Annotated in this window: 15 protein-coding genes and 2 pseudogenes; 7 read left to right on the forward strand and 10 right to left on the reverse strand. The window is 68.5% G+C overall.

What is annotated here, in order from left to right; all coding sequences use genetic code 11:
• Window positions 1-209 precede the first annotated feature (209 nt).
• Together ACWZEH_RS27880 and ACWZEH_RS27885 are read right to left on the reverse strand one after the other, a co-directional pair.
• A complete protein-coding gene (locus ACWZEH_RS27880) occupies window positions 210-608 on the reverse strand; it encodes a hypothetical protein (protein ID WP_456193829.1) in 399 nt (132 codons plus the stop codon).
• Entirely contained in the window at window positions 605-1,453 is an 849-nt protein-coding gene (locus tag ACWZEH_RS27885; RefSeq protein WP_456193830.1) for an IS5 family transposase, read from the reverse strand. Before ACWZEH_RS27885 ends, ACWZEH_RS27880 begins: the two co-directional genes overlap by 4 nt.
• Before the next feature lie 471 nt (window positions 1,454-1,924).
• On the opposite strand from ACWZEH_RS27885, the gene ACWZEH_RS27890 reads away from it, so the two are divergent.
• Window positions 1,925-2,464 (forward strand): hypothetical protein, encoded by a 540-nt coding sequence (locus ACWZEH_RS27890; RefSeq protein WP_456199870.1) that lies wholly within the window; start codon window positions 1,925-1,927, stop codon window positions 2,462-2,464.
• Here the strand turns inward: ACWZEH_RS27890 and ACWZEH_RS27895 are convergent.
• The 7 genes and pseudogenes from ACWZEH_RS27895 to ACWZEH_RS27925 all read right to left on the reverse strand — a co-directional run bounded on the left by ACWZEH_RS27895 (window position 2,436) and on the right by ACWZEH_RS27925 (window position 7,678).
• On the reverse strand, window positions 2,436-2,882 hold the full coding sequence (locus ACWZEH_RS27895) for a transposase (RefSeq protein ID WP_456193831.1): 447 nt from the start codon (window positions 2,880-2,882) through the stop codon (window positions 2,436-2,438). The two genes, ACWZEH_RS27890 and ACWZEH_RS27895, sit on opposite strands and share 29 nt — an antisense overlap.
• A complete protein-coding gene (locus tag ACWZEH_RS27900; RefSeq protein WP_456193832.1) occupies window positions 2,792-3,115 on the reverse strand; it encodes a transposase in 324 nt (107 codons plus the stop codon). Before ACWZEH_RS27900 ends, ACWZEH_RS27895 begins: the two co-directional genes overlap by 91 nt.
• 31 nt (window positions 3,116-3,146) lie before the next feature.
• A pseudogene (locus tag ACWZEH_RS27905) lies at window positions 3,147-3,887 on the reverse strand (ISAzo13-like element transposase-related protein); the annotation flags it as partial.
• A 17-nt stretch (window positions 3,888-3,904) separates the two neighbouring features.
• Window positions 3,905-5,251, reverse strand: coding sequence for an IS4 family transposase (locus ACWZEH_RS27910; RefSeq protein ID WP_456193833.1), 1,347 nt, complete (start codon window positions 5,249-5,251; stop codon window positions 3,905-3,907).
• Window positions 5,252-5,332: 81 nt separating this feature from the next.
• Window positions 5,333-5,815 (reverse strand): annotated as a pseudogene (locus tag ACWZEH_RS27915) (ISAzo13 family transposase); the annotation flags it as partial.
• Between the two features lie 51 nt (window positions 5,816-5,866).
• The gene (locus tag ACWZEH_RS27920; RefSeq protein ID WP_456193834.1) at window positions 5,867-7,396 is read right to left on the reverse strand and encodes a UDP-N-acetylglucosamine 1-carboxyvinyltransferase; all 1,530 of its coding nucleotides are present in this window, start codon (window positions 7,394-7,396) and stop codon (window positions 5,867-5,869) included.
• Window positions 7,397-7,471: 75 nt separating this feature from the next.
• Complete coding sequence (locus ACWZEH_RS27925; RefSeq protein WP_456193835.1) at window positions 7,472-7,678, reverse strand: DUF4236 domain-containing protein; 207 nt, start codon at window positions 7,676-7,678, stop codon at window positions 7,472-7,474.
• Between the two features lie 419 nt (window positions 7,679-8,097).
• On the opposite strand from ACWZEH_RS27925, the gene acnA reads away from it, so the two are divergent.
• Together acnA and ACWZEH_RS27935 are read left to right on the forward strand one after the other, a co-directional pair.
• Complete coding sequence (gene acnA, locus ACWZEH_RS27930) at window positions 8,098-10,836, forward strand: aconitate hydratase AcnA (protein ID WP_456193836.1); 2,739 nt, start codon at window positions 8,098-8,100, stop codon at window positions 10,834-10,836.
• Window positions 10,837-11,181: 345 nt separating this feature from the next.
• Window positions 11,182-12,273, forward strand: coding sequence for a lytic polysaccharide monooxygenase (locus ACWZEH_RS27935; protein ID WP_456193837.1), 1,092 nt, complete (start codon window positions 11,182-11,184; stop codon window positions 12,271-12,273).
• A 66-nt stretch (window positions 12,274-12,339) separates the two neighbouring features.
• Here ACWZEH_RS27935 and ACWZEH_RS27940 read toward each other — a convergent pair whose 3' ends face one another.
• Window positions 12,340-16,146 carry a GH92 family glycosyl hydrolase gene (locus ACWZEH_RS27940; RefSeq protein ID WP_456193838.1) on the reverse strand — a complete coding sequence of 1,269 codons (3,807 nt, stop codon included), beginning with the start codon at window positions 16,144-16,146 and terminating at the stop codon, window positions 12,340-12,342.
• Window positions 16,147-16,563: 417 nt separating this feature from the next.
• Between ACWZEH_RS27940 and ngcE the strand changes: the two genes are divergently transcribed.
• The 4 genes from ngcE (at window position 16,564) to ACWZEH_RS27960 (ending at window position 21,466) form a co-directional block, all read left to right on the forward strand.
• Window positions 16,564-18,060, forward strand: a complete 1,497-nt coding sequence (gene ngcE, locus ACWZEH_RS27945) for an N-acetylglucosamine/diacetylchitobiose ABC transporter substrate-binding protein (protein WP_456193839.1) — start codon at window positions 16,564-16,566, stop codon at window positions 18,058-18,060.
• 112 nt (window positions 18,061-18,172) lie between these two features.
• Window positions 18,173-19,099, forward strand: coding sequence for a carbohydrate ABC transporter permease (locus tag ACWZEH_RS27950; RefSeq protein ID WP_456193840.1), 927 nt, complete (start codon window positions 18,173-18,175; stop codon window positions 19,097-19,099).
• Between the two features lie 4 nt (window positions 19,100-19,103).
• Window positions 19,104-20,036: a carbohydrate ABC transporter permease gene (locus ACWZEH_RS27955; protein WP_456193841.1), complete on the forward strand. Its 933-nt coding sequence runs from the start codon at window positions 19,104-19,106 to the stop codon at window positions 20,034-20,036.
• 218 nt (window positions 20,037-20,254) lie between these two features.
• On the forward strand, window positions 20,255-21,466 hold the full coding sequence (locus ACWZEH_RS27960) for an ROK family transcriptional regulator (RefSeq protein ID WP_456193842.1): 1,212 nt from the start codon (window positions 20,255-20,257) through the stop codon (window positions 21,464-21,466).
• Window positions 21,467-21,592: the final 126 nt, after the last annotated feature.

Consider the following 21,592-nt stretch of genomic DNA (forward strand, 5'->3'; position numbering starts at 1 on the left):
CTGGCAGGAAGCCATGTGGTGGACGGCGCGGGAGCCTCGTGCGTTGCGAGAACCGATCCCGTCACCCGATCAGTGGTCACGCTGAAAACGCTCACTACCAACGACAAACCGCCCAGACATGAAGATCGCGATCCACGGCTGGAGTATTAAGTGGGCGGTTCGTGGGGTGATGTCCATTTCCGGCTGAGGTTGGAGCAAGGTTGCGTCGGCTATTGCTTCCTGGCGAAGTTGCCGGTGTCGGCCTCGGTGAGGATCCCGAGTTTGACCAGGCGTTTCAGCTTGGCGCGGGTGCCTTCGACGTTCTTTGGCAGCAGGTCGTGGCCCAGGGCTTCGCAGACGTCCTTGGCCCGTAGCGGTCCGGTTGTCTGGTTGAAGGCGGTCAGGATGCGGGGGTAGTCCGGGTGCTCGGGCAGGTCCGGTGCGACGTTCGGGAGCCGGTCGGCGAGGCCGGTGACGGTCGTGCGGGTGATCGCGAGGTGTTCGAGGTGCATCTCGGCCTCCCGCAGCCGGGTCTGCAGGCCGTCAATCTGCGTGCGGAGGTCGTCGGCCAGGGCCCGGGCGGCGTCTTCCTGGAGGTCCAGGGCGTCGAGCAGGGGCTGGAGGTTCACCCTGCCGCCGCCTTCGCCTCGTGCCAGGTGGGGGCGTTCGCGCCGGTGAGGCGGCGGGTCATGACGTGGGTCATCGCCCAGTAGACGCGCGAGGCGGAGGAGGAAGGGCGGTGCTCGTAGTCGCGGACCAGGCGGCGGTGCAGTATCAGGATGCCGTAGGTCTGCTCGACCCTCCATCGCTTCGGCTGCGGCACGAACCCCTTGACCTGCGGGTCGCGTGCGACGATCTCGACGTCGATGCCCAGGCCGGCGCCGTGCGCGACGACCTGGTTCTTGAAGCCCTGGTCGACCAGGGCTTTGCGGACGCTTCCGCCGGCGTGCTCGGCGACCTGGTCCAGCAGGAGGATGCCCGCGGCGTTGTCGTGGGTGTTCGCGGCGAGGACGACGACTGCGATGACCAGGCCGAGGACGTCCACGGCCAGTCCGCGTTTGCGGCCGGGCACCCGCTTGGCCGGATCATGGCCGGTCGTGGCGGCAGGGACCCCGGCGGCCACGTGGACACTCTGGGTGTCCAGGACCACCAGGGTCGGGTCCTCTAATCGGCGGGCGCGTTCACGGACCTGGCAGCGCAGAAGTTCATGGATGACCTGGTCGGTGCCGTCGTCCCGCCAGGCGGCGAAGTAGTAGTAGGTCGCGCTCTTGGGCGGCAGGTCGTGCGGGAGATAGGCCCACTGGCAGCCGGTTCGCCCCTGGTAGAGGATCGCGTTCACGATCTCCCGCATGTCGTAGGCGCCCTGGTGGCCGCTGACCGAGCGGTGCCGGTCCTTCCACGCGGTGATCACCGGCTCGATCAATGACCACTGCTCGTCCGATAAGTCACTCGGGTACAACTTGCGTTCACTCACCCGGTCACCTCACCAGATCAGCACCCGTGGACCGGCGGATTCCGTCCTGCCGCCACACCATCAGGCGACAGCAGAACCACTCAAAGACTCACGAACCGCCCACTAAGACCGTGTCCTACGTGGTGAGGCGCTCGCTGGTCCGTTCATGGGGCGGGGTAGGTGCAGGGCTTCGGCGTAGTCGGCTGACGTCCGCTTCCTGACGGATGCCCGGGCTGGGCGGGGTCCGATGCGGAACAGGCACGGACGTCCGTGATCATGGAGTTCTCTACGCTCTGTGGTCCTGGGAAGTCCGTGCCTGCCGACGAATCCTCTCTGATACCTCCTGCCTCTGACCAACTCGGCCTCCATCAGAAGCTGTTGTCTTTCCGAGTGTGATCGCCGGGTTTCCGATGGTCAGGCGTGAGGTCGCCTTTCCTGCAGTAGAGATGACAGGTCGTGCTCCCTCTTTGGTGGAGGTGCCGGATGCCGTCGGTGACGGGGTTGCTGGAGGAGCGGGAGGTTGCTGCCCGGATGCGGGTGGAGTCGCTGCGGAACGAGTTGGACCGGCTCGTTGCCAAGCTGAAGGAGGCGGAGGCCGCGCAGAATCGCCTGGTGATCGCGAAGGAGACGGTGAGCCAGGTGCTGTCCGAGTCCGGCGAGCTCAAGGACGCGCAAGTTTTCGGGGATGCCCGGCCGATTGGGCCGGAACCGGCGGTGCCCGGGGCGGTGTCCCGTTCGGTGGTCCCGGTGGTCCCGGTGGTCCCGGTGGTCCCGGTGTGGCGGGAGGGGCTTGACGTTTCGGTGCTGTCGCCGGACTACCAGCGGATCATGCACGTCCTGGCCGGCCGTGAGCGGTCCGGCGAAGGGCTGGCGATCTGCCGGCAACTCGCCGACGCGTTGGACCTCGAGCCGGTCCCGGCGAAGATCGAAGGGGTGCGGTCCAAGGCGAAGCGCCTGGCCGCGCGGGGCTGGCTCGTCGAGAACACCCCGGGCTCCCTCAGTGTCACCGTTTCGCAAGGCGGCGGCTCATGACCATGGTCATCGACCACAGCACCATCGCCTCGGATGTGTCGGTCCGCCCCTCGTAGTCGCGGGCCAGGCGGCGGGAGCGCATCAGCCACCCGAACGTCCACTCCACCACCCACCTGCGGGGCAGCACCACAAAGCCCGAAGCGTCCGCATTGCGTTCGACGACCGTGGGTGTGAGGCGCAGCACCTTCGCGGCGAAGTCGACCAGGGGCCCGGTGCAGCCGCCGTCGGCCCAGACCAGCCTCAGCAGGAAGGACCGCTCGGCCAGCCGGGCCAGCAGGACCTGGCCCGCCTCCCGGTCGGTCGCGCTCGCTGCGGTGACCATGACCGTCAGCAGCAGTCCTGTCGTGTCGACCACGATGTGCCGCTTGCGGCCGTTGGTCTTCTTCCCGCCGTCGAAGCCGCGTGAGGACGCCGGCACGGACGCGGCGGCCTTGGCCGACCGCGGGCGTCGATGATGCCCGCGGTCGGCTCCGGATCCCGGCCGGCCGCCTCACGGGCCTTCCCACGCAGCCGGTCATGGAACTCTTTGACCAGGCCCTTGTCCCACCGGCGACGGAAGAACGCGTAGACCCGGTCCCAGAGGGGGAAGTCCACCGGCATCGCCCGCCACTTGATTCCGTTGTCGACGAGGAAGCGGATCGCGTCGACCATCCAATGCCGCGAAGTTGGGGCTCGCAGATCATTAACCCGCTGTCTTGATCTCTGGTGTGGGGGCGCTACCTGCCTCGTGTGCCAGGTCGAACAGGTCGTCCGGGGTCGCGAGTTGGCGTTCAGCGGGGCGGAGTTCGTGACCCGTGGTTGCCAGTAGCTCACGGGTCTCTCTCATGCGCCTGTTGATCGTCTCGGGCCGGACGCCGAACACGGCGGCGATGGCGACCTGGGGCAGGCCGTGCTGGTAGTGGAGGAGAACGGCCAGGAGCCGGTCGGCGAGGGTGAGGAGGGGGCGGCGGCTGGTGCCGGGGGCGGCCAGACGAGGCCGGTGGCCGCGCCGTTTGTCCAGGTGTGTCTCGCGTTGGGCCTCGTGGAGTGTGGTCAGCGTGGCGATCAGGGTGTCCCATTCGTGCGGCGCCAGTCCGGTCAGGACCGGGTGGCACAGCCATGCGAGGTCGGGGCTGGGCTGGTCGAAGGGGTCCGGGGCGGTACTGACCTGGGCATACGCCTCGGACCGGAGGGTGCGGTTCCAGTCGCCGTGCCAGGCGTGGCGAGTCAGAGGCAGGGCGTCCATCTGTCTGCCCGCGATACGGACTCCGGTCTCGTAGGTGTCGGTATCGAGTTCAGCGGTCACGCTCAGGCCGGTGCGGGTGGTGGTCGCGGCGATGCTGTTCACGATGACCTCGTGGCTGGTCAGCGACCTGCCCCGCCAGTTCATGGTGATGTGGGAGAACAGCCTGTGCTCAATTTTGTTCCACTTTGAAGTCCCGGGACAATGCCGTTGCTTGACTACCGAACTATCGCGGGCTGCAGCGTGATGACCTTGGCTGTGACCCGCCGCGTCGGCCGCCGGTCCCGGGTGTTGATCCGGTAGGAGAGCTTCGAGGAGTACTTCGAGTCCGGACGCTTCAGGTGCCGGTCTGCCTCGCGCAGGCGCCTGACGCCGTTGTCGAGTTTCCGATACACCTTCACCGCCAGCACCACCAGGAACTCTTTGATCTTCGTGGGCGTGTCCGCGCACTGGCGGACCACACTGCGCCGTGCGTGCTTGAGGACCTTGACGAAGGAGACCCGGCCCGGATCGATCCCGTTGTCCTCGGCCAGAGCGATGATGACCTGCGTGAGGCAGTGGTGCACCACCAGATGTGCCCAGACCTCCTGACGCACCAGATCCGGGTCACCCGAGCGCAGGACCTCGGCCGGCCCGCGCTGGAAGGTCTTGATCTGCCGGAACGCCGACTCCGCCTCCCATCTCGCGTGGTAGAGCTCCGCCAGCTCCGCCGCCGGATAGGCAATCGGGTCCGACAGATCGGTCAACAGCCTGACCACCTCGCCGCCGTCGACGCGGTACTCGATCACCCGGACCAGCACCCCACCGGGGTGCGCGCCCTTCTGCCCGGCCAGGTTCATCCTCGCCAGGTAGGTGCCGTCGGGCAGATACTCGACCGGGCGAGCAGCGACGCTCGACCGGGCCCGGATCAGCAGATGGGCCCCGGTCCCGGTGTATGCCTTCCACAGCGCCACGCCGGGAAAGCCGCGGTCCATGATGACCAGCATTCCGGCAGCCGCGTCGGCCATTTTGATCGCCAGTTCCGGCTCGCCGCCGTTGAATCCGCCCACCGCCGCGTCGATCTGCGCGTGCGTGCCGCACTTGGTCAGGGTCACCACCCGCGCCTGCGGGAACCCCGCGGGCTGGCCGTTCTTGACCGGTCCGCCGAACGCGGCCCGGTTGACCGGCGTGTCCGGCGCATCCAGCACGAACCCGTCCACTGCGGCCAGGCGCATCCCGCGGTAGAAGGCGCTCTGCAAACCGACGGGAGCCAGCGGGCCGGCCAGCTCACGGAACATGGTTTCCAGGACCTGCGGCCCCAGGCGCCTGCGCGCCCGCGTGAAGGACGACTTGTTGGGGATGCTCTCGCTCAACTCCGGGATGGTACGGACCAGTTGCTCTGCCACGTCGTCGTAGGAGTCCTGCTGGAACAGGGCCAGGGCGAGCGTGAAGTAGACCATGAAACCGGCAGGCAGGGCGCCGGACTTCTTGTCGCGGACCCCGCACTTCTCCAGCACGTCGGCGACGAGCTCCGGGGTCACCCAGCGGGTCACCACTCCCAGCCGCACATGATCGGATATTCCCACCCACGGATGCATGCCGGGTCCAACGACCGTGCTTCCTCAACGTCACTGGGAACTGCTTGGCACACTCAAGCAACGGCATTGAGTCCCGAGAGGGAAGTGACACACGGTGACCTCCAGCCCTGTTTCCAGGGCCAGAGCGGCGAGTTCGGCCTTCCAGGCGCGGGTGCGGTAGCCATTGGAGCCGCCCGCGTCCGCGGTGATGAGCAGTCGCCGGGCGAGGGGGTGTGCGGCCCGCCCCGCTCCATGCCACCAGCGGCGGATGGAGGCGACCGCGAAGGCGGCGGTGTCGTGGTCGGTGCCGACGTTCACCCAGCCGGTATTGGCGGCCAGGTCGTAGATGCCGTACGGAATCGCCTTGCCGAGCTCCTTGCCGGGGAAGTCGTGCGTGCTGACCTGGACCGGTTCACCCTCGGGCCGCCACTGCCGGCCGGCGTTCTTGTATCCGCCGACCAGTTCCTTCTTCTTCGTGTCCACGCTGATCACCGGATCGCCGGCGTCCTGATGGGTCTTGGCCTGTTCGTTGATATAGCGGAACTGCCCCTCCCGGGAGGTGCCGCTGCACCCCCTCTGACCCACATCAGCGCAGGTCAGAGGAGTTGCGGCGGCATCTGCCGGTCAGATGTCCCGGAAGATCTCGATCTGCGCCCCCACCGAGTTCAGCCGCTCCGCCAGGTCCTCGTACCCCCGGTTGATGACGTAGACGTTGCGGAGCACCGACGTGCCCTCCGCGGCCATCATCGCCAGCAGGACGACCACGGCCGGGCGCAGGGCCGGCGGGCACATCATCTCGGCGGCGCGCCAGCGGGTGGGGCCCTCGACCAGGACCCGGTGCGGGTCCAGCAACTGCAGCCGGCCGCCGAGGCGGTTGAGGTCGGTCAGGTAGATGGCGCGGTTGTCGTAGACCCAGTCGTGGATCAGGGTCTGGCCCTGCGCCACCGCCGCGATCGCCGCGAAGAACGGGACGTTGTCGATGTTCAGGCCGGGGAACGGCATCGGGTGGATCTTGTCGATCGGCGCCTCCAGCTTGGAGGGCCGGACCGTGAGGTCGACCAGCCGGGTGCGGCCGTTGTCCGCGACGTACTCGGGGGTGCGGTCGTGGTCGAGGCCCATCTCCTCCAGGACCGCGAGCTCGATCTCCAGGAACTCGATCGGCACCCGGCGGACCGTCAGCTCGGACTCGGTGACGACGGCCGCGGCGAGCAGGCTCATCGCCTCGACCGGGTCCTCGGAGGGGGAGTAGTCCACGTCGACATCGATGCTCTCCATGCCGTGCACGGTGAGCGTGGTGGTGCCGATGCCCTCGACCCTGACGCCCAGGGCCTCCAGGAAGAAGCACAGGTCCTGGACCATGTAGTTGGACGAGGCGTTGCGGATGACGGTGACGCCGTCGTGCCGGGCGGCGGCCAGCAGCGCGTTCTCGGTGACCGTGTCCCCGCGTTCGGTCAGCACGATCGGCCGGTCGGGGCTGACGGAACGGTCCACCACCGCGTGGTACTGGCCCTCCGTCGCGGCGATCTCCAGGCCGAACCTGCGCAGCGCGATCATGTGCGGCTCGACGGTGCGCGTACCGAGGTCGCAGCCGCCGGCGTACGGCAGCATGAAGCGGTCCGTGCGGTGCAGCAGCGGGCCGAGGAACATGATGATGGAGCGGGTGCGGCGGGCCGCGTCCGCGTCGATGGAGTCGAGGTCCAGCGTGGCGGGCGGCACGATCTCCAGGTCGACGCCCTCGTTGATCCACCGCGTGCGGACGCCGATCGAACCCAGGACCTCCAGGAGGCGGTACACCTCCTCGATGCGGGCGACGCGGCGCAGCACCGTGCGGCCCTTGTTGAGCAGGGAGGCGCACAGCAGTGCCACGCACGCGTTCTTGCTCGTCTTCACGTCGATGGCGCCCGACAGGCGGCGGCCGCCGACGACCCGCAGGTGCATCGGACCGGAGTAGCCCAGGGAGACGATCTCGCTGTCGAGCGCCTCACCGATACGGGCGATCATCTCAAGGCTGATGTTCTGGTTGCCGCGTTCGATGCGGTTGACGGCGCTCTGGCTGGTGGCGAGTGCCTCCGCCAGCTGTGCCTGTGTCCAGCCGCGGTGTTGCCGGGCGTCACGGATGAGCTTGCCGATGCGTACGAGGTAGTCGTCTGACATGAGACTGAGGCTATCTCAGATATGAGATGGCGCCTCCCGGGGGCTCCGTGGCTGGGCTGTTCGGGTGATGCGGAGTCAGTGCCGCCTGCCGCGCCGGGTGCTGGTCGTGCGGCGCCATCCGAAGGGTCCGGGCAGGTCCATCGACGTCGTACGGCGTCCGGTGCTGCTCGTGGTGTGGCGCGGCCCGCGTCCGCCGCCGGTCGTGATGGACCAGGAGCGCTTGTTGATGTTGAGCCGCACCCCCGGAAAGATCCTGAAGCTCTTGCGGAACGTGAGTGGCATCCCTGTCTCCCTCCCTGGGTCCGTGACGTCGGGTCCGTGACGCCCTCCCCGTGCGCATACCCCGTCCGGGCCCCGTGATGACGGGCGGCGGGTGTCGCGGGGGAGCGGGGCGGGAGCGAGCCGTTCCGGTCGGTGCGCCGGGGACGGGCGGGGTGCCCGGAAGGGGTGGGGTGCCCGGGGTCCGGGCATGCGGAGGTCCGGTGCGGGCCCGCGCATGACCATTCGGCCGTCGTGTATTAGGGTTATCTCGACATCGAGATATCTGCCGAGGTGCACCGCAGCCGCCGCGATCCGGTAAGGGATGCCTAACTTAGCCTTACCTTAGCGGATCCGTCGAGGGGTAGTGGCGGCACCACGTGGCGGTAGCCGCAAAGGGTTTGCGGTGTGGTGGTACGCGCACATCAATGAAGGAGACTGTCGTGTCGGCGAACAGCTTCGACGCCCGCAGCACGCTGCAGGTGGGCGACGAGTCGTACGAGATCTTCCGGCTGGACAAGGTCGAGGGCGCCGCGCGCCTTCCCTACAGCCTGAAGGTGCTGCTGGAGAACCTGCTCCGCACTGAGGACGGCGCGAACATCACCGCCGACCACATCCGTGCGCTCGGCTCCTGGGACTCCCAGGCCCAGCCGTCGGAGGAGATCCAGTTCACCCCGGCCCGTGTGATCATGCAGGACTTCACCGGTGTCCCCTGCGTCGTGGACCTCGCCACCATGCGCGAGGCCGTCAAGGAGCTGGGCGGCGACCCGGCGAAGATCAACCCGCTGGCGCCGGCCGAGCTGGTCATCGACCACTCCGTCATCGCCGACAAGTTCGGCACCAACGACGCGTTCAAGCAGAACGTCGACCTGGAGTACGGCCGCAACAAGGAGCGCTACCAGTTCCTGCGCTGGGGCCAGACCGCCTTCGACGAGTTCAAGGTCGTCCCGCCCGGCACCGGCATCGTCCACCAGGTGAACATCGAGCACCTGGCCCGCGTCGTCATGACCCGTGGCGGCAAGGCCTACCCCGACACCCTGGTCGGCACCGACTCGCACACCACCATGGTCAACGGCCTCGGTGTCCTGGGCTGGGGCGTCGGCGGCATCGAGGCCGAGGCCGCCATGCTGGGCCAGCCGGTCTCCATGCTGATCCCGCGCGTCGTCGGCTTCAAGCTGACCGGCGAGCTGCGGCCCGGCACCACCGCCACCGACCTGGTGCTGACCATCACCGAGATGCTGCGCAAGCACGGCGTCGTCGGCAAGTTCGTCGAGTTCTACGGCGAGGGCGTCGCCGCGACGAGCCTGGCCAACCGCGCCACCATCGGCAACATGTCGCCGGAGTTCGGCTCCACCGCCGCGATCTTCCCGATCGACGACGAGACGCTGAACTACATGCGCCTGACCGGCCGCAGCGACCAGCAGGTCGCCCTCGTCGAGGCGTACGCCAAGGAGCAGGGCCTCTGGCTGGACCCGCAGGCCGAGCCGGACTTCTCCGAGAAGCTCGAGCTGGACCTGTCCACCGTCGTGCCGTCCATCGCCGGCCCGAAGCGCCCGCAGGACCGCATCGTCCTCGCCGACGCCAAGGCCCAGTTCGCCCAGGACGTACGCAACTACGTCAAGGACGGCGGCGACGTCGACGAGGCCAGCAAGGAGTCCTTCCCGGCCTCCGACGCCCCGGCCATCAGCAACGGCGCCCCCAGCAACAAGGTGAAGGTCACCGCCGCCGACGGCACCGAGTACGACCTGGACCACGGCGCCGTCACCGTCGCCGCCATCACCTCCTGCACCAACACGTCGAACCCGTACGTCATGGTCGCCGCCGCCCTGGTGGCGAAGAAGGCGGTCGAGAAGGGCCTGACCCGCAAGCCGTGGGTCAAGACCACCCTCGCCCCGGGCTCCAAGGTCGTCACCGACTACTTCGACAAGGCGGGCCTGACGCCGTACCTCGACAAGGTCGGCTTCAACCTGGTCGGCTACGGCTGCACCACCTGCATCGGCAACTCGGGCCCGCTGCCGGACGAGGTCTCCCAGGCCGTCAACGAGCACGACCTCGCCGTCACCTCTGTTCTCTCCGGAAACCGCAACTTCGAGGGCCGGATCAACCCCGACGTCAAGATGAACTACCTGGCGTCCCCGCCGCTGGTCGTCGCGTACGCCCTCGCCGGCTCGATGACGGTGGACATCACCCGCGAGTCCCTCGGCCTGGACCAGGACGGCAACCCCGTCTTCCTGAAGGACATCTGGCCGACCGAGGCCGAGGTCAACGACGTCGTCGCCAACACCATCGGCGAGGACATGTTCTCCAAGTCCTACGCCGACGTCTTCGCCGGCGACGCCCAGTGGCAGGCGCTGCCGATCCCGACCGGCAACACCTTCGAGTGGGACACCGAGTCCACCTACGTCCGCAAGCCCCCGTACTTCGAGGGCATGGGCATGGACCCGGCCCCGGTCGAGGACATCGCCGGCGCCCGCGTCCTCGCCAAGCTCGGCGACTCGGTCACCACCGACCACATCTCCCCGGCCGGTGCCATCAAGGCCGACACCCCGGCCGGCAAGTACCTCACGGAGCACGGCGTCGAGCGCCGCGACTTCAACAGCTACGGCTCCCGCCGCGGCAACCACGAGGTCATGATCCGCGGTACGTTCGCCAACATCCGCCTGCGCAACCAGATCGCGCCGGGCACCGAGGGCGGCTACACGCGCGACTTCACGAGGTCCGCCGAAGGTGAGGACGGGGCCCCGGTGTCGTTCATCTACGACGCCTCGCGCAACTACATCGACCAGGGCATCCCGCTGGTCGTCCTGGCGGGCAAGGAGTACGGCTCCGGTTCGTCCCGCGACTGGGCGGCCAAGGGCACCGCGCTGCTCGGCGTCAAGGCCGTCATCGCCGAGTCGTACGAGCGCATCCACCGCTCGAACCTCATCGGCATGGGCGTCCTGCCGCTCCAGTTCCCGGAGGGCCACACCGCCGAGACGCTCGGCCTCACCGGCGAGGAGACCTTCTCCTTCACCGGCGTCACCGAGCTGAACAACGGCACCATCCCGGGCACGGTGAAGGTCACCACCGACACGGGCGTCGAGTTCGACGCGGTCGTCCGCATCGACACCCCCGGCGAGGCGGACTACTACCGCAACGGCGGCATCCTGCAGTACGTGCTGCGCAGCCTGATCAGCAAGTAGGCGGCGGCGCGGGACAGCCGAGGGCCGCACCCCGTCCGACGGGGTGCGGCCCCTGTCGTCGGCCCGGCCCCGCCCCGGCGGTGGAACGGCTCGTAACCGCCCCCCGCGCCGGTTCTCGTTGCGCGATCCGTTTACAACCGGAGCCCGCGGCGCTACCTTCCCCGTACGAGTGGGGTGGGAGCGCTCCCATCCTTCGCCGGACCGGAACCCGTCGCAGGATGCTCCCATCTCGCTCGGCCCCACGCGTACCCGTGCGACCGCACGCGCGACGCAACCGCGCGCAGCGCGCGCACCCATGCGCACGACCCGTGACCCGTAGCACCCGCAGCGACGGACAGGTATGTCATGATCACGACAAAAACGAGGAGCGGCACCGCTCCCCGGCCCCCACTCCCCACCCGCGCCAGAGCCCTCTTCCTGGTCCTCGTCTCCCTCCTCGCCACCATTCCCGCCGTCGGCCTGGTCGTGACCGCGGGCGGCGAGGCGGAGGCGCACGGGACGCCGATGAAACCCGCCAGCCGCACCTTCCTGTGCTGGCAGGACGGGCTGACCGACACCGGCGAGATCAAGCCGGTCAACCCGGCGTGCAAGGCCGCCGCACAGGTCAGCGGCACCACGCCGTTCTACAACTGGTTCTCCGTACTGCGCTCCGACGGCGCCGGCCGTACCGACGGCTTCGTGCCGGACGGGCAGCTGTGCAGCGGCGGCAACTCCAGCTTCACCGGCTTCAACCAGCCGCGCGACGACTGGCCGCTCACCCACCTCACCTCGGGCGCCACCGTCGACTTCTCCTACAACGCCTGGGCCGCGCACCCGGGTTGGTTCTACGTGTACATCACCAAGGACGGCTTCGACCCGACACGGAACCTCACCTGGGACGACATGGAGGAACAGCCGTTCCTCTCCGTCGACCACCCGTCGCTCAACGGGTCCCCGGGCACCGTCGACGCCAACTACTCCTGGACCGGGCAGCTTCCGGAGGGCAAGTCCGGCCGCCACATCGTCTACATGGTCTGGCAGCGTTCGGACAGCGCGGAGACCTTCTACTCCTGCTCCGACGTCGTCTTCGACGGCGGCAACGGCGAGGTGACCGGCATCAAGGACCCCGGCAACCCGCCGACCGAGCCCGTTCCCGGCCAGTGCACCGCCACCCGCAGCACGACGGGCAGCTGGAACGGCGGCCACCAGTCCCAGGTGACCGTCACCAACAGCGGTGACGTCCCCATGCTCGGCTGGATGGTCGACTGGACCCTCCCGGCCGGCCAGCGGGTCGACAGTCTGTGGAACGGCGACGCCACCTATCAGGGCCAGGACGTCATGGTCCACAACGCCGGCCACAACGGCTCGCTGAGTCCGGGACAGAGCGCCACCTTCGGCTATGTCGTCTCCGGCCCCGGCGGTGACAGTACGACGAGCCTGCCCTGCCGGGTCGGCTGACGGCGCGCCACGACGAGGCGGGTCCGGGCCACCACGGCCCGGACCCGCCCGCGACGCACGACCGGCTCAGCTCAGCAGCTCCACCTCCGTCAGCGCCGCCTCACCGTCGAGGACCAGCCGGTAGTGGCCGTACGCCCCCGGCCTGTCCACCGAGAAGGCCCGTGTCTGCCGGTCCCAGCGGAAGACGTCCGTGTCGTCCTCCCGCCTGTCGCGCTTGTCGAGGGTCTTCCACGTCGTGCCGTCCGACGACCCCTGCAGGACCCAGCCCGTGGGCGCCTCGGCCTGCTCCGAGGACGTCAGCGTGTACTGGACCGCCTTCGTCCTCCCGCTCACGGGCAGGTCGACCGTGGACACCGTGGCGCCGGTCGCCGAGGAGTCGTCGAACAGGTCGCCCCCGCCCTTCAGCACGTCCTCGCGGGGCGTGGGCACCTCGTCGTCCCGGGTGATCGACACGGGCGCCGCCTTCTTGCCGGTGCCCCATGACGAGGGCCGCGGGCCCATGTCGAACTCCAGGACCCCGCCCTTCGCGAGCACCGAGTGCGGCAGTGAGGTCTTGTCCCACCTCTTGCCGTTGACCTTCAGACCCTGGACGTACACGTTCTTCGCACTGTTCTTCGGCGCCTTGACGACCAGCTTGCGGCCGTTCTCCAGGTGCACGGTCGTCTTCTTGAACAGCGGGGAGCCGACGGCGTACTCGCCGCTGCCCATCACCAGCGGGTAGAAGCCGAGGGAGGAGAACAGGAACCAGGCCGACTGCTCGCCGTTGTCCTCGTCCCCGTGGTAGCCCTGCCCGATCTCGCTGCCGGTGTAGAGCCGCGACAGCACCTCACGGACGTTCTCCTGCGTCTTCCAGGGCTGCCCGGCCGCGTCGTACATGTACAGGGCGTGGTGGGCCACCTGGTTGGAGTGCCCGTACATGCCCATCCGGACGTCCCGCGCCTCGGTCATCTCGTGGATGACACCGCCGTAGGAGCCGACGAACTCGGCGGAGGCCGTCTCCGGGGTGGCGAGGTACTCGTCGAGCTTGTCCGCGAGGCCGTCGCGCCCGCCGTACAGGTTGGCCAGGCCCCGGCTGTCCTGCGGGGCGGTGAAGGCGTAGCCCCAGCCGTTCGTCTCGGTGTAGTCGTGGCCCCACACCCGCGGGTCGTACTTCGAGGACTCGACGCGCCAGTCGCCCTTCGTGTTCTTCCCCTGGAAGAACCCGGCCTCGGAGTCGAACAGGTTGACGTACTCCTGGGCCCGGTCGAGGAAGTAGGCGGACTCCTCCTCGTAGCGCTTGTCGCCGGTCTTCTCGTACAGGGCCTCGCCCATCCGGGCGATGCCGTAGTCGTTGAGGTATCCCTCCAGGGCCCACGACAGGCCCTCGTGCGTCTCGGTGCCGGTGTAGCCGAGGAAGGGCGAGGTCTCCATGCCCTTGCGGCCGACGCCCGACGACGGGGGCACGACGGTGGCGTTCTTCACGGCCGCGTCGTACGCCGCCTCCGCGTCGAAGTCCACGCCCTTGACGTACGCGTCGGCGAACGCGACGTCCGAGGAGGTGCCGGTCATCAGGTCGGCGTAGCCGGGGGAGGACCAGCGGGAGGTCCAGCCGCCGTCCTTGTAGTGCTGCACGAACCCGTCGACCAGCTCACCCGCCTTGGAGGGGGTCAGGAAGGAGTACGCCGGCCAGGTGGTCCGGTAGGTGTCCCAGAAGCCGTTGTTGACGTACACCTTCCCGTCCACGATCTTCGCGCCGGTGTGCGTCGGGGTGTCCGGCCGGGTCATCTTCGAGAAGGGAGAGGCGTACTTGTACGTGCCGTCGACCTTCTCGAAGCCCGAGTTCGGGTACAGGTACAGCCGGTAGAGGCTCGAGTAGAGCGTGGTCAGCTGGTCCGGGGTGGCACCCTCGACCTCGACCTTGCCGAGCAGCTCGTCCCACTGCCGCTGGGCGTCGCGCTTGACCGAGTCGAAGGACCGGCCCTCGGGGATCTCCTGGCGCAGGTTGTCCTTCGCCTGGTCGACGCCGATGAGCGAGGTGGCCAGGCGCAGGGTGACCGTCCGGTCCTTGCCCGCGTCGAACCGCAGATGGCCCTTGACGCCCTCGGCGGAGCCCTCCGTCACCGGCTTGTCGAACTCGCCGTGCACGAACAGCCGGGTGGCGCCCGTGGACAGCCCGGACTTCACGTCCGAGTAGCCGCTGAAGGTGCCGTTCTCCTCGTCGAGGGTCAGGCCGGCCTGGTCGGTGACGTTGTCGAACAGGACGCTCGCGTCGTCGCCGGGATAGGTGAAGCGCATGACCGCCGCGTGGTCCGTCGGCGCGATCTCCGCCTTCTGGCCGTTCTCGAACCGCACCCCGTAGTAGTACGGCCGCGCGGTCTCGTTCTCGTGCCGGAAGGCCAGCTCCCGTTCCTCACGGCCCAGGTCCGGGGTGCCGGAGGCGGCGGACGGCAGCACCTGGAAGGTCTGCCGGTCGCCCATCCAGGGGCTCGGCTCATGGCTCGCGCTGAACGCCTGGATCGTCGGCAGGTTGTCCGCGTTGTTGCCGCGCGCGTAGTCGTACAGCCAGCTCAGGGAACCGGCGTTGGTCACCGGCGTCCAGAAGTTGAAGCCGTGCGGTACGGCGGTCGCCGGGAAGTTGTTGCCGCGTGAGAAGCCGCCGCTGGAGTTGGTGCCCCGGGTCGTCACCGCGTAGTCGGACAGGTGGGCCTTCGGCCGCTCGGGTTTCACCGGCTTCAGGGACACGTCGTCCAGCCAGCCCCGGAACTTCGCCGGGCCCTTGGCGGAGTCGTAGGCGACCAGGATCCGGTCGACGGTCCTGCCGGCCGCGACCGAGCCGATCCCCGACTCGACGCTGTTCCACTGGTTGACGTACAGCACCTTGGCGTCGCCCTGGCCCCGCGGCGTCAGAGGGAAGCCGTGCTGGTCGGTGGCGCGCAGGTCGCTCAGGTAGGTGCCGTCGGTGAAGGCCAGGTCGACGGAGACGTTCGTGGCGTCGTAGTCGAGGTCGCCGTCCGCCATCGACGGGAAGATCTTGTACGACAGCTCCGTACGGCGGTCGACCCTCACGTTGACGTCGAAGACCTTGTTGTACGAATGGGCGCGCCCCTCGGCCGTGTGCCGGCCGGCGTAACGCAGGGCACGCTTTCCGGTGAATCCGGCGCCCGACTTCGCCGTCGGGGAGCCGCTCGGGCCGCGGTCGACCAGCGAGAGCATGTCCTGCGGGACCGGCTCCTCGGTGTCGCCGGTGGAGAACTGGACGTCGGCGAGCTGGAGAGCGGTCGCCCCGCCGTTCCTGGTGATCTCCAGCCGGAAGTGCCGGTACCCGGCGACGGCCGACGCGTCCAGGTCGTAGGTCTTCGTCTGGAAGCGCTCGGCGAAGGTCTCGCCCGAACGGGTGTCGAGGGTCGTCCAGTTCTCGCCGTCGGCCGAACCCTTCAGGGTCCAGTCCCGCGGGTCGCGCGGGGCGAAGTCGTTGGCCGAGGTGAGCGCGTACCGGACCACCTCGACCGGTGCGTCCAGGTCGAACTCGGCCCAGCCGGTGGAGGTGAAGGCCAGCCACTTGCTGCCGGGCTCCCCGTCGACGAGGTTCTCCTTCACCTCCCCGCCGCCCGCGTTCTCCGAGCTGGCGCGCACGTCCGTGACGTGGTCGGTGACGTTGCCCGGTATGCCGCTGCTGTAACCGCCGTCGACACCCGAGGCGCGCTTCTTGCCGCCCGGTGTGGTGTCGACGGTGTTCAGCCAGTCGGGGGCGGGTTCACCGGCCTCGAACGACGAAGTGAACTCCCGGTCCGCCTTCGCGGGCGCTCCGGGCAGTGCCACCGCGACGCCCGGGGAGGCCCCCGCCACGGCGAAGGCGGTCGTCGCGACGACCGCCGGGCCCCATCTGTGCCGCATTCTGTGCCGAACTCCGTGCTGCATGCGCGAGCACCCTCCCTGGGCTGGACAACGTTGTCAGAATCGCTGCGCAAGCACCAGTAGTGGGTCAAGGGGCGCGTGGTGTCAAGGGTGTTGAATGCGGCCTTCGGACTTGGAGGCAGGGATTCTTCCGGTTCGGAACACGAGGGCCACTCATATTTCCGCCAGGTCTCAACTCGGAAAAGACCACCGGCGAACCTTGTGTCCGATCTTGCTCCGTCGGCGGAAAGTGGACTATACCTGTCGGCACTCCGGGCTTCTTCACAGCTCCCGAACAGCACGCGCCACCCCGTCCTGCACTGCCCGCACTTCCTGCACGACCCAGCACGACCCGAACGCGGTGCCGGGGAGGATCCGGTTCACCGCCTGAGTCCTGGAGAAGGCGAGGACTTGAGCATGGGATCCAACTCCGCCGAGTACGACGGCACCCGCGAGCGAGGCGTTCTCGGCCGCCGCACCCCCGTCCGCCCGGCCGCGAGGGTGGGCCGCCGCGACCTGATCAAGCGGTCCGCGGCGCTCGGCCTGATCTCCGTCCCCACGATGAGCTTCCTGTCCGCGTGCGCCAGCGGCGGCGGGGACGACCAGGAGAAGGCCGAGGCGGGCAAGAAGACCGCGAAGAACCCGCTCGGCGTCAATGACACCGCGCGGATGGAATTCGTCCTGTTCGACGGCGGCTTCGGCAAGGAGTACGCCGAGGACGCCGTGAAGGTGTACGAGAAGGCGTTTCCCGGCGCGACGGTGAAATTCTCCGCCACCCAGAAGATCCAGTCCACCCTGCAGCCGCGTTTCAACCAGGGCACCCCGCCCGACCTCATCGACAACTCGGGCGCCGAGCAGATGGACATGGGCACCCTGGTCGGCAAGAAGCAGCTCACCGACCTCACCCCGCTGCTGGACGCCCCCTCCTACGACGACCCGGGCACCAAGGTCCGCGACACGCTGCGCCCCGGCATCGTCGAGATGGGCCAGTTCGACGGCGAGCAGGTCTGGATCCTCTACTACGCCTACACGGTCTACGGCGTCTGGTACTCGCAGAAGGCGCTGGACTCGCTCGACGAGCAGTACCCCGAGACCTGGGACCAGATGCTCGCGGTCTGCGCGAAGGCCAAGAGGAAGGGCATGGCCGGCTGGACCTACGCCGGCAAGTACCCGTACTACATCCCCTTCTCGCTGTACCCGATGATCGGCAAGGTCGGCGGGCGCGAGGTGCTCGACGCCATCGACAACCTGGAGCCGAACGCCTGGAAGCACCCCGCCGTCAAGGCGTGCTTCGAGGCCTACTACGAACTCCAGCAGAAGGGGTACGTCCTCAAGGGCACTCCGGGCCTGGACCACATCCAGTCCCAGACCGCCTGGGCCAAGGGCGACGCGCTGTTCATCCCGAACGGCTCCTGGGTGGAGAACGAGGCGGCCAACGTCATGCCCGACGACTTCGACCTCGCCGTCTCCGCACCCACCGGCCTGGACTCCTCGGACAAGCTGCCCTTCGGCACCATCTGGGCCTCCGGCGGCGAGCCCTTCGTCGTCCCCGCCAAGGCGGCGAACGCGGCCGGCGGCATGGAACAGCTGCGCATCATGCTGGGCGAGGCGTCCTCGAAGAACTTCACGGGCAAGGTGAAGTCACTGACCGCGTACAACGGCGGCACCGACGGCATCGAGCTGACCCCGGGCCTCAGGTCCGGTGTCGCCGCGCTGGACGTGGCCGGGGAGAACGTGGTGAACCCGCGCCTGCAGGACTGGTACGTGCAGCTCCAGAAGGAGAAGATCGGCGTCTCCGGGCTCGGCGAGATGATGGCCGGCCGCGCGACCCCGGCCGAGACCATCAAGAAGATCCAGGCCTTCGCCGACGAGACCGCCAAGGACTCGTCGATCAAGCACTACAAGCACCGGTGAACGACCGGAGCAACCGGAGAAAGCAGTGAGCACCCGTCACCGGGGCCCGTCCGGTACGCCGTTGCCGGGCGGGCCCCGGTGGCAGCCCGCGCGCAGATCGGGGTCGTAGCACATGCAGCACGGCAAGTACCGGTTCATCGTGGGGTTCCTGGCGGTTCCCCTGGGGTTGTACGCGCTCTTCGTCGTCTGGCCGTTCGTCCAGTCGATCTACTACTCGTTCACGGACTGGACCGGTCTGAGCCCCGACTTCGAGATGGTCGGGTTCGCCAACTACGCACGCATGCTGGACGACGACATCTTCTGGAAGTCGTTGCAGCACAGCCTGCTGTTCGCCCTGCTGGTACCGGTGGTGACGATCGGTCTGGCGCTGTTCCTCTCCTTCATGATCAACGTGGGCGGCCGGCGGCGCCGCGGCGGGCCGGTGATCTCGGGGGTCCGGGGCTCCGCCTTCTACAAGATCGTCTACTTCTTCCCGCAGGTGCTCTCCATCGCGATCGTCGCCCTGCTGTTCGCGTTCGCGTACAACCCGGACAGCGGCGCGATCAACTCGCTCCTGCGCGGCGTCGGGCTCGACGGCATCCAGCCGATCTGGCTGGGCGACCCGAACCTCGCCCTGTGGTGCGTGATGGCGGTCCTCGTCTGGTCCACGGTCGGCTTCTTCGTGGTCCTCTTCTCCGCCGGGATGGCCTCCATCCCGCTGGACCTCTACGAGGCGGCGCTGCTGGACGGCGCCGGCCGCTTCACGACCTTCTTCCGCATCACCCTGCCGCTGCTGTGGGACACCGTGCAGTCCGGCTGGGTCTACATGGGCATCCTCGCACTGGGCGCCGAGTCGTTCGCGGTCGTACAGATCATGACGACCGGTCCCGGCGGCCCCGACTACTCGACCACCGTCATGGTCCTGTACGTGTACCAGAAGGCGTTCCGCGACGGCCAGGCCGCCTACGCCACCACCATCGGTGTCGCCCTCCTCCTCGTCACGCTGGCGTTCGCCGCCCTCGTGATGAAGCTGGGGCGGCGCGAGCGGCTGGAGTACTGATCCGATGAAGACGACCGAGCCCTTTGCACCCGTACCCGCCGGGTCCGGTGTCACCCCCGCCAGGACCGGCCCGCCGCCCGGCACGCCCGCGAAGGAGCCGAAGGAGGGGCGGGAGGGCGGCGTCCTCAACGTCTTCTCGCACGGCGTCCTGGTGATCTGGGCGATCATGGTGGTGCTGCCCCTGGTGTGGGCCGTGATGACGTCCTTCAAGGACGACGCCTCCATCTTCCGCTCACCCTGGTCGCTGCCAGAGTCGCTGCACTTCGACAACTGGTCGCGGGCCTGGATCCAGGCCGACATGAGCGACTACTTCCTCAACACCGTCCTCGTGGTCGGCGGCTCCCTGACCGGCACCCTGGTGCTGGGCTCGATGGCCGCCTACGTGCTGGCCCGCTTCGAGTTCCCGGGCAACCGCTTCATCTACTACCTGTTCATCGGCGGCATGAGCTTCCCGATCATGCTCGCCCTGGTCCCGCTGTTCTACGTCGTCAACAACATGGGCCTGCTGAACACGATCCACGGGCTGATCCTGGTCTACATCGCGTACTCGCTGCCGTTCACGGTGTTCTTCCTGACCGCGTTCTTCCGGACGCTGCCCAGCAGTGTGGCGGAGGCCGCGTTCGTGGACGGCGCCTCGCACAGCAGGACGTTCTTCCAGATCATGCTCCCGATGGCCCGGCCGGGCCTGATCAGCGTGGGGATCTTCAACTTCCTGGGCCAGTGGAACCAGTACATGCTGCCCACCGTGCTCAACACCGACGAGGACAAGCACGTGCTCACCCAGGGCCTGGTGCAGCTGGCCGTCAGCCAGGGCTACAAGGGGGACTGGTCCGGCCTCTTCGCCGGCCTCGTGATGGCGATGCTCCCGGTGCTCGCCGCGTACGTCGTCTTCCAGCGCCAGGTCGTGCAGGGCCTCACCGCGGGCGCCCTGAAGTAGGGTCCGCCGCCCGGACCGCGCCGGATCCGACGTCACCCTCCGGATCGCCTCGCGCACCCGCCGCTTTCACCCGGACAGCGGCGGGCGCACGTGTGTCCAAGGACCCGGAAACGGTTCAACCTCTTGACGGGAGGCGACCCGAACAGCTCATCTTAGAGTTCACTAGTTGGACACGGAACGGGGCCTCACCGAAGCGGCCCCGCGCGCAGGAGGTCGTCGTGGAGACTCCGGGGTCGCAGTCGTCGCTGCACCGAGCCAATCTCGAGCGGGTCGTCCGGGCAGTACGTCTGGCCGGCTCGCTCACCCAGGCCGAGATCGCGAGGACCACGGGCCTTTCGGCGGCGACGGTGTCCAACATCGTCCGGGAACTGAAGGAGAGCGGGACCGTCGAGGTCACGCCCACCTCCTCGGGCGGCCGCCGGGCCCGCAGCGTCTCGCTGAGCGGGGACGCCGGGATCGTCGTGGGCGTGGACTTCGGGCACACCCACCTGCGGGTCGCGGTCGGGAACCTGGCCCACCAGGTGCTCGCCGAGGAGTCCGAGCCGCTGGACGTGGACGCCTCCGCGGCCCAGGGGTTCGACCGGGCGGAACAACTGGTCAACCGGCTGATCGGGGCGACCGGCGTGGACCGCGCCAAGATCGCCGGGGTCGGCCTCGGCGTGCCCGGACCGATCGACGTGGAGTCCGGCACCCTGGGCTCGACCGCGATCCTGCCCGGCTGGACCGGCACCAGGCCCGCCGAGGAGCTGCGGGGGCGGCTCGGCGTGCCCGTGCACGTGGACAACGACGCGAACCTGGGTGCCCTCGGCGAGATGGTCTGGGGCAGCGGCCGGGGCGTGCGCGACCTGGCGTACATCAAGGTGGCCAGCGGGGTCGGCGCCGGTCTGGTGATCAACGGGAAGATCTACCGGGGGCCGGGCGGCACCGCGGGTGAGATCGGGCACATCACGCTCGACGAGTCCGGCCCCGTCTGCCGCTGCGGCAACCGCGGCTGCCTGGAGACCTTCACGGCGGCCCGTTACGTGCTGCCCCTGCTCCAGTCCAGTCACGGCACGGACCTGACCATGGAAGGTGTCGTACGGCTGGCGCGGGACGGCGATCCGGGCTGCCGCAGGGTGATCGCCGACGTGGGCCGTCACATCGGCAGCGGAGTCGCCAATCTCTGCAATCTGCTGAACCCGAGCAGAGTGGTCCTCGGCGGTGACCTCGCCGAGGCCGGTGAGCTGGTCCTCGGGCCCATAAGGGAGTCCGTGGGCCGCTACGCGATCCCCAGCGCCGCACGCCAACTGTCCGTACTCCCCGGGGCACTTGGGGGACGTGCGGAGGTGCTCGGAGCCCTCGCCCTCGCCCTGAGCGAAATGGGCGATTCGACCCTGTTGGACGGTACGGCGAACGGCACCCTCGCCGCGGCCTCCCCCGCCTTCACTTAGAGAACGATTGGCACCGTTGCCATCTCGTTAAGGATTTACTTCTTGACGTCGCACGTGTGGCCGAGTTGACTTCCAGCCACCTCGGCCGCAACGTCGCGGCCTCGTCAGGGAGGTTTCTGAAGTGAA

The organism is Streptomyces yamdrokensis (assembly GCF_053890455.1).